The following is an 8,932-nucleotide window of genomic DNA, read 5'->3' as shown; positions in this document are numbered from 1 at the left end:
CAATATAACATGGTCATTTCCATCTAATTTAACTCCCAAAGCTGTAGCGGTTTCTGGAAATTTTGAAATACCATCGACTGAAGAAGTATAAGGCCGCAAATTATTGATCACGTGCATTCTTGCTTGATTCTTTACGGACCAAGGGACACCGGGCATGAGATGATTTAATTTTTCTTCTAAAATTTTTTCCTCTAATTCATCCAAATTTGCGGGATCATAATAGATGACATCAATATCTGGGATGGGTGTTCTTTCCGAAAAATGGTGTAACACATCCCATATTTTCGAACGCACAAAGCCGGCACATATCCACCAATCGGGTAGGCTCAACGTTTTTACTGTTTTTAATAAATCCATCATCCAGGCATCTTCGGAAATGATTTGTACGATATCTTCTTCATTTTTTATTATCATTTTATTCACCTATTTATTATTGCTTTTGAATAGACTCAATGGGTGGATGGAGTTCTCCATCATCAAACCTATAATCGAAGAAATAAATTTTGAAAAGAAAGGAACCTATCATAAATAGCATAAGTGCAATAATAGCAATAAACAAAAAGAAGGCACACCATAGGCTCCAATTAAATATTTTTGATTCTGCGAACCTTTCCGACCAGCTTGGAGATTTAATCATCATAATCACCTTGTTTAATTAGATCTTAGACCCAAAATCAATCCCAGACATGATAAAAGGGATGGCTAATTTGATAAATTCTTCCGGCGGTGTATTTTGACCGCTTCTTCTCCATTCTAAAGATACTCCATAAAGCCCCCAACTTAACATGGCAGCAGTAATCTTTAGAGGTTGCTCATCTCCACTTTGATATTGTTTTCGTAGCATTTTGTAAAAAATGATTTCGAGTTGTTCCCTAATAATACGGGCAATGGTATCTTCGTATCCTCTATGACAGCGATTGGATAAAGATTTTTGAAAGTCCGTGATCGCTATGAAAATACTAATAATCGATTCTTCATTGAGTTCATTTTTCTCGAACATATTGCCATTCAAATTTATCAAGAGTACTTCTGACAGTACCTTTTCTAACAAGTCATATATATCTTCAAAATGATAATAGAAAGTGGCCCGGTTTATCATAGCCTCTGTTGTAATATCCTTAACGGTAATATCCTTGAATTCTTTTTTACCGGAAAGTTCAATAAAGGAATCCATGATTAATTTACGAGTACGTAGAATTCGGGGATCAATCTTTGGTTGAGTCAATTACAATTCCCTCCTACTTTTTAAACAATTTGTTCAATGTGTTGTATAAACGACAAATACAATGAACTATTGGTATTGATGGTTTTCATTATGTACTAAAATACAATTGTAAAGCAAATAAGAGGCTTATTTTTCAGACATTTTAGACAGGTAGATATTAAATGAATGGAGGAAAAAAATATGACGGACAATAATAATATGATTTGTGATTTAGAAACAGGTGTATGCGGTGTAGCTGGCGAGGAGGAAATGGAGGTTATTGATTTTAATCAGCCAAAAAAATCGGTTAATCTTTATTATGTGACTGATCCTATTTGTTCTCATTGCTGGGCAATTGAACCTAATCTCCGTCGTTTTGTAGAGCAGTATGGAGACTATTTTAATTTTCACACGGTTATGGGTGGTTTGCTGGAAAAATGGCACGATGGACCAATCGATCCTGCAAACGGAATTTATAAACCAGCCGATGTTGCTGGTCACTGGAGAGAAGTTGGAGAATATTCAAGAATGCCTATTGACGGCTCTTTAATGATTGATAATCCTGTTCAATCATCCTACCCACCGTCACGTGTATTTAAAGTGATTCAAAAAAATCATAGTGATGCATTAGCATTTGAATATTTACGCCGTGCAAGAGAAGCACTTTTCGCATTTAATCAAAATATTTCAGATACATCAGTTATGATTGAAATCGTAAATAAACTTGGTCTTAATGGAGAGGCTATTGTAAATGAAGCAGAACAACCAATCGGACAACAATTATTGAATGAAGATTTTGCTCTTACTAGAAGCTTAGGTGCCAGAGGTTTTCCTACCATTATTATGATCAATGAGGAAAATAAAGGCGTAAAAATTGTTGGTGGCCGTCCATTTGAATACTATGTTGACGGATTAAAGAAGGCTCTAAATGTCGAAGAACTACAACCAAAACAACAACCAACCCTCTCTAACTTACTTGAAAAAGAAAAACTGCTATTTTCGAAAGAAATTGAAGTGATGTACGATGTTGAAAAATCGGCTATTAACGCTTTTATTGAAAAAGAACTTTCGCCAAACAGTTTTCAAGTGAAGGAAATTCTAGGGGAATTATATTTTACATCTACAAAATAAAGTTGACATTAACTAAGGGAAAAGGAGTAGCTTATTTGCTACACCTTTTCCAAAAAACATCCTAATTTCCTTGTTTTTTTACGTATCCCATTAACCCATGCAGTGTTCTCACGAATTCATTCCCCGTGATATGCCCTAATCCTCCATAAGCACAATCCAACTCATTGTATTGTAGGTTTCGATCTCTCCGTATACTTGGCCCATAAATGGCGACCGGAACTGGTTCACCTGTATGTTCTCCAACTTCACAAGGTGTAGAATGATCGGCAGCCAATGCTAAGTACACATCTTCAGGCAGCTGCTCACGTATTAGTCCAACCATGTGATCGAACAGCTCTATTGCTCTAGCTTTCTCAAACGGTTCATTATCGTGGCCTTTAACATCTGGCGCTTTCATATGCACGTAAACCATGTCATTGTTTGCAATTTCTTCGATAGCTAATTTAGCTTTTAATTCAATATTTGTATCGATATTACCCGTCATGCTTCTATCTGTTATAGTCTTAAATCCAGCTAGCTGGGCAACGCCTAATACCGTGCTTTCTCCGGCAATACAGCTTCCTTTCATATTAAGCTGTTGGACGATAGGCTCAAGATGCACCATCAGTCCAGCCCCTCTTGTCAGAATAAAATTAGCTGGCAGCTTCCCTTCGGCAATGCGCTCTTCATTCACTGGATGGGAAGATAATATATCATGAGCTTTTTTAAGAAACTGATTTAAAATAGACGCTGTTCTTTCAGCCTCCTCAGAAGAGTCCAACGGTTCTACTATAAGATAAGGTGCACCGTCATTTGGAGCTTTAGGATCGGAATCGCTGATTTTATCACTCAATCCACTTCCACGCAGGATTAAAACAGCCCGATGTTCCGTAGCCGGTTTAAAATGAACGACTACCCCATCTTCAAGCTCCATCCCATCAAGAGCTTGAGCGATTTCTTCCGTTTTCTCGCGAATCCGTCCTGCTCGCCGATCGACCACGGTTCCTTCCTCATCGACAGTAGCAAAATTACATCGAAACACAACATCACAAGGCATGACATCCATACCGATTCCAAGCGCTTCAATAGGTCCGCGTCCGGGATAATCTTCAGGCTGATAACCGAATAAAATTAAATGTCCCATATCCGTTCCCACAGGAATGCCGGAAGAAATCAAATCCATCATACCTGTAATACCTTCTGCAGCCAGTCGATCCAGATTCGGTGTCCGCGCATATTCCAATGGGGTCTTATCGCCTAACAAAGAATGGGGACGATCCCCTGCTCCGTCAGCAATTGCCATGATGACTTTTCTTTTTAACATAATATCCTCCTATTATCATTCAAGGTTTTCTTATCTATTATTTTATAATCCTAGTACTTTGAACCAAGTGAAATAGGCTGCACTGATAACGGAAGCACCAATAAAACATGTAATAACTGCATACTTTACTTGATCTACTATTGTAAAGTAATCTGTTGAAAAATAAATCGTATTAACCTTCGAATGCGGCGGAAGTGTAATCGTAAAGGTCATGGTCATTGCGGCAGCAAGTGCAAGTGGTACAGGATCCATACCTAAAGTTTTAGCTAAAGCAATGAATGCTGGAATCAAAATCGTTACCCTTACAGTTTTGCTTGTAAAGATGAGATGGCTGTACATACTAAGGAATATGACGACTACAGCAACCATGGCATGGCTCATCTTGTCAATCCCTAAACCGTCAACTACTTTACTGATAATCCATACGGCTCCACCAGATTGGTCTAATGCATTTCCAGCGGCATATGCACCCGCTGCGAAAATCATAAGCTCCCATTTAATGTTTGCATCTTTCCACTCTAGCATTCCCACTTTTGGAAGCAAGCAAAGGAGTGCTGCAATAACCGCAGTCTGTTCAGTACTAATTTCAAAACCAAACCAATCTTCATGATAATCGCCAGTCGCCCACAAGAGCACAGTAAGAATGAAGATGACCGATGCTTTCTTTTCATCTAGAGAGAAAGAACCTAATTTCTTCAATTCCCCCTTCAGCGTCCCCATAACATTTTCAAAATTACCTTCATTTTTAATTGAGAATAATTTTAACCCGATCATAAATGTGATTCCCATCGTGATGATGGCTGCAGGCATAGAGGCAAAAAGCCAATCCATATAACCAATATCTCCGCCCGCTTGCTCGTTGATGAAACCGACCGCAATAATATTACCTGAAGTAGCTGTCATAACACCTGAAGTAGCGAGGGCATCTGCTTGTAGACCTTGAAGCATCATAACTTTACCAAGTGGACTTTTTCCCGGAATAGCTTTATAGACTTCTAGCAAAATCAAGCAAATAGGCATCATCAGTGTAGCTCGTGCTGTCGTTGAAGGTACGAAAAACGCCAGAACAAAATTAATAATGACTAAAACAAGCAACGTCCTGGTCGGTGTTTTTCCGAATTTCGTGACCATCCACAGCGAGAATCTTCTACCTAAATTTGACTTCATCATGGCAGAAGTTAGAACGAAGGCGGAAACCATTAACCAAATAACGTCAAACCCTAATGTCCCAAAAGCAACTTCCTGATCTTCAACTGCCCCTACTAAAGGAAGCAGCAGAATCGCAAGAAGCGATGTCAAGTATATTGGGATTGGAGTTGTTATCCAAAGGATCAAAGCACCAGTAAATATAGCGATCGATTTTTGTGCCGCAGGTTCCATTCCTTCTGGCGTTGGCATGAATAATAAAAATAAAACAGCAATAATGGCAATGGGAATTCCCCATTTCTTCATACCTTCTTCAAAACGGCCTTTCTTCTTAATCGGTTGCTCACCCTTTTCTACTTTTGTTGAGTTCTCACTCATCTCGAATCCCCCTTGAATTAGTAATGTATCCGTTTTCAGTATATTCAAGCTATAACTATAATACAATTTGATTTAATTTTGATAATCATAAGGAAACCTTATAGTTAAACTAGTTTTTGAATGGACCCATTTTAAAAATTATTTCACTATAGGGTCGCATTCGTTTATATTACTCTCATTTACTATCATGGAAATGCTATTATTAAATTTGATATAATTTTTATAAATCATAAGGAAACGCTATTATTGGGAGAAGGTGATTAGTGATGAACTTAACGAAGCTCCAAACCTTTATCACATTATCGAATTGCTTAAACTTTACCGAGGCGGCTGAGCGGCTTTATTGTTCTCAACCGGCTGTAAGCATGCAAATTCAAAGTCTTGAGAGAGATTTAGGGTTTCCTCTTTTTGACCGAATAGGAAAAAAACTATACTTAACAAAACAGGGAGAGCAATTCAAACCATATGCTGAACAAATTATTAATCTCATTTCTTCATCCAAAGAGCATATTAAACAACTCGACAATTTAGCTCACGGAACATTATCTTTCGGAGCGAGCACTTTCGTTGGAGTATACCTTCTTCCAGCCATCCTCAGTGACTTTAACAAACAATTCCCTGGCATCAAAATCAACATGAATATTACATCCTCCAACCATTTAATACATATGCTGGAGACGAACAAAGTCGAGTTTTTAGTTCTTTCTGATCGCATACCAATTGATGAAGACCGTTTTCAATTCAATACTTTTTATCAAGATGAGCCTGTTTTAATCGTCAATAGCCAGCACAGACTTGCTGGGAAAACTGAGTGTACTTTAGAGGATTTAGTCTCCGAAACGCTGATCCTGAAGCCTAATAAATCAGCTACCAGAACTTATTTGGAAGGGGAATTTAAAAAATACGGATTCAATTCCCCCAATTATATGGAAATAGGAAACCTAGAAGCAATTAAACAATGTGTTATTAACGGTCTCGGTGTATCGATCGTCTCTAGCTTTGCCATTAAACAAGAAATCAAAAATGGATTATTAACCGTGGTCCCAATCCAAGGGGTAAAATTTATTAGGGGAATTAGGTACGTTTATCAACGCGGTGTTCACCTTTCACCAGCAGCTATGAAATTTATTTCTATGTTGGATCAGAAGTCCAATTGAGATTTTATAGGGTGCGATATGGTGAACCGTCCCATAAGTAGGTGCGGTTTTCTTTTTGATGGCATTAATCTCGTAAAATAAACGAATAATTTGTCTTTTAGTAAACAGCGTAGTGTGTGAAATTGTACTACGTTGTTTACTACTATATGTCTAAGTATGGGAAAGCGATGTTCACGGCAGGAGCAATATTCTATAGCGGTATCTGGTACCTATATTTGTTTTTGACATTATTTTAGGGGTAGAATAAATTTAGCAGTGTCAGTAGCAGGCATTCTAGGAAGTTTGGCTAGTAATCTGTTGATATTTGGAACATATAAGGAAATGAATCCTAAAGGAAAAGTGGTATGTACTGCCTTTGGAGTAAGTGGAGCATTTATATTTGGTGGTCAACTTGGATTTGTGTCAGGAGTAGCACCAGAAATGATAGGAGCATTTATAATATCAAAGCTTACAGCCGGAATAATTAGTATAATACTAGCCGTATGGCTGTATGACCGTGAAAGTAAAGAATTTAGTTTTAAGGAAAATGGAGGTATTAGTAATGAATATCAGAGATAGGGTCGAAAAGTTAAGGCAGCTAATGAAAGAAAATCAAATGGATGCTTATATAATTCCCAGTTTTGATGCACATCAGAGTGAATATGTAGCAGAACATTGGAAATGTAGACAATGGATATCAGGATTTACAGGGTCTGCAGGTACTGTAGTTATTACATTAGAGGATGCTGGGTTATGGACAGATGGCAGATACTATATTCAAGCCGAAAAGCAGCTTGAGAGCTCAGGAATCAGATTATTTAGAATGGTGGATCCAGGGGTACCATTTTATTCAGAATGGCTAGCAGATGTTCTTAAAGAAGGAAGCATTGTGGGCTTTGATGGAAATGTTTTTTCAATTAATATGGTTAAAAAGATGGAAAAAGATCTAAAAGCAAAGAGAATCGTATTAAAAATGAATCAAGATTTAATTGGTGATCTGTGGGAAGATAGACCGGAGATTCCTAAAGGACCAATTTTTACCCATGACGTAAAATATGCAGGCAAATCACGAGAAGAAAAATTAAATGAAGTAAGAGAAGAAATGAAAAATAAAGGAGCAAATTATTATATTTTATCTTCCCTTGATGACATTGCATGGCTTTTGAATATAAGAGGGGACGATGTGCCTAACAATCCAATTGTAATAGCTAATGTAATCGTAGCAGAACATAAATGTTATTTATTTATTGATTCTTGCAAGGTTCCCCCTTTGGTTAAATTAGAACTGGAGGCTGAAGGAATCGAGTTAAAAGCGAATCATGAAATACAAACATTCTTGGAAAATCTTTCAGGCGGAGATTCCATTATTTTAGATACGAATAAAACAAATATCAGATTATATAATGCCATTAACAGTAATACAAAGAAAATTGAAAGTCCTGACATCACGACTAATTTAAAAGCTATTAAGAATGAAGTCGAGATAAAAAATTTAAAATGGTGTGAAATAAAAGATGGTTTAGCCATGGTGAAATTTATTAAATGGCTAAAAAACTCTGTAGATAAAGAAGAAATTACAGAGATTACTGCAGAAGAAAGATTAGAAGATTTCAGAAGGGCACAGGAAGGATATGTTGGACCTAGCTTTGATACGATAGCAGGTTATAAAGAACATGCTGCGATGATGCATTATAAAGCCAATAAAGAAACGCAATATACTCTTAAGAATGAAGGTCTTTTTTTAATTGATTCAGGCGGACAGTATTATGATGGAACAACAGATATTACAAGAACGATTGTTTTAGGAAAACTTACCGATGAACAAAAAAGAGATTTTACTTTGGTGTTAAAAGGATTTATTGCATTAAGCTCAGTAAAATATTTATACGGAACAACAGGCTCTAATTTAGATGTTTTAGCAAGACAACCAATTTGGCAGTATGGTTTGGACTATAAATGCGGGACAGGACATGGGGTAGGTTTTTACTTGAATGTTCATGAAGGACCACAAAGCATAAGGAATAATAATAATGTTATATTAGAAAAAGGCATGATTATTACGAATGAACCTGGAATATACCTTGAAGGTAAACACGGAATTAGAATTGAAAATATGTTGTTAGTAGTTGAAGACGAGAAAACAGAGTTTGGTCAATTTATGAAGTTTGAAGCAATCACGTATTGCCCTATTGATTTAGCCGGTATCAATAAAGATATGTTAACAGAGAGCGAAAAGCAATGGTTAAACAATTATCATCAAGAGGTATACACAAAGCTAGCTCCTTATTTAAATGAAGAAGAGAGAGTCTGGCTAAGGGAAGAAACTAGGGAAATTTAAATAGGTATTGCTGAATACAAGTTCGAATGTAGCACCAATATTAAAATAGAACCGCACTTAGACTAGTCACGGAGAACCGTACCATAAGTAATTGAGGTTTTTTATTTAATAATTTAGGCTAATACCGTTTTTCCTATAAAGATAAATATATATCATACCTATGAGGTCAATATTCTTCGATGTGAAGATATTGTCCTTTTTTATTATTTAATAAGAGGAACATTTTTTTCACAGCTCCGTTAAATCTTAATGTGGATAAATAAATAATAATAATTACCTCATCTTATTCAAATAAA

The 8,932-nt window shown here is 36.6% G+C and carries 8 protein-coding genes; 4 read left to right on the top strand and 4 right to left on the bottom strand.

What is annotated here, in order from left to right; all coding sequences use genetic code 11:
• On the bottom strand, positions 1 to 414 hold a 414-nt coding region (locus tag V7149_RS07525; protein ID WP_335345034.1), incomplete at its 3' end, for a nucleotidyltransferase family protein.
• 241 nt (positions 415 to 655) lie between these two features.
• Positions 656 to 1,225: a TetR/AcrR family transcriptional regulator gene (locus V7149_RS07520; protein ID WP_335345033.1), complete on the bottom strand. Its 570-nt coding sequence runs from the start codon at positions 1,223 to 1,225 to the stop codon at positions 656 to 658.
• Between the two features lie 180 nt (positions 1,226 to 1,405).
• On the opposite strand from V7149_RS07520, the gene V7149_RS07515 reads away from it, so the two are divergent.
• Positions 1,406 to 2,335, top strand: a complete 930-nt coding sequence (locus V7149_RS07515; protein ID WP_335345032.1) for a DsbA family protein — start codon at positions 1,406 to 1,408, stop codon at positions 2,333 to 2,335.
• Between the two features lie 61 nt (positions 2,336 to 2,396).
• On the opposite strand, the gene apgM is transcribed toward V7149_RS07515, so the two are convergent.
• Both apgM and V7149_RS07505 read right to left on the bottom strand, forming a co-directional pair.
• Positions 2,397 to 3,638 (bottom strand): 2,3-bisphosphoglycerate-independent phosphoglycerate mutase, encoded by a 1,242-nt coding sequence (apgM, locus tag V7149_RS07510; protein ID WP_335345031.1) that lies wholly within the window; start codon positions 3,636 to 3,638, stop codon positions 2,397 to 2,399.
• 42 nt (positions 3,639 to 3,680) lie between these two features.
• Positions 3,681 to 5,162 (bottom strand): SLC13 family permease, encoded by a 1,482-nt coding sequence (locus V7149_RS07505; RefSeq protein ID WP_335345030.1) that lies wholly within the window; start codon positions 5,160 to 5,162, stop codon positions 3,681 to 3,683.
• 266 nt (positions 5,163 to 5,428) lie between these two features.
• On the opposite strand from V7149_RS07505, the gene V7149_RS07500 reads away from it, so the two are divergent.
• From V7149_RS07500 to V7149_RS07490, 3 genes are all read left to right on the top strand, one after another.
• On the top strand, positions 5,429 to 6,319 hold the full coding sequence (locus V7149_RS07500) for a LysR family transcriptional regulator (RefSeq protein ID WP_335345052.1): 891 nt from the start codon (positions 5,429 to 5,431) through the stop codon (positions 6,317 to 6,319).
• 255 nt (positions 6,320 to 6,574) lie between these two features.
• Positions 6,575 to 6,877: an ethanolamine utilization protein EutH gene (eutH, locus tag V7149_RS07495; RefSeq protein WP_335345029.1), complete on the top strand. Its 303-nt coding sequence runs from the start codon at positions 6,575 to 6,577 to the stop codon at positions 6,875 to 6,877.
• The gene (locus V7149_RS07490; protein ID WP_335345028.1) at positions 6,861 to 8,636 is read left to right on the top strand and encodes an aminopeptidase P family protein; all 1,776 of its coding nucleotides are present in this window, start codon (positions 6,861 to 6,863) and stop codon (positions 8,634 to 8,636) included. The genes eutH and V7149_RS07490 overlap by 17 nt, the downstream gene beginning before the upstream one ends.
• The last annotated feature ends 296 nt before the right edge of the window (positions 8,637 to 8,932 follow it).

Origin of the sequence: Bacillus sp. JJ1503 (genome assembly GCF_036965125.1) — a bacterium.
In the GTDB taxonomy this organism is placed as follows: Bacteria; Bacillota; Bacilli; order Bacillales; family Cytobacillaceae; genus Cytobacillus.
Note: the sequence above shows the minus strand (reverse complement) of the source record. Positions and strands in the feature narration are given on the sequence as shown.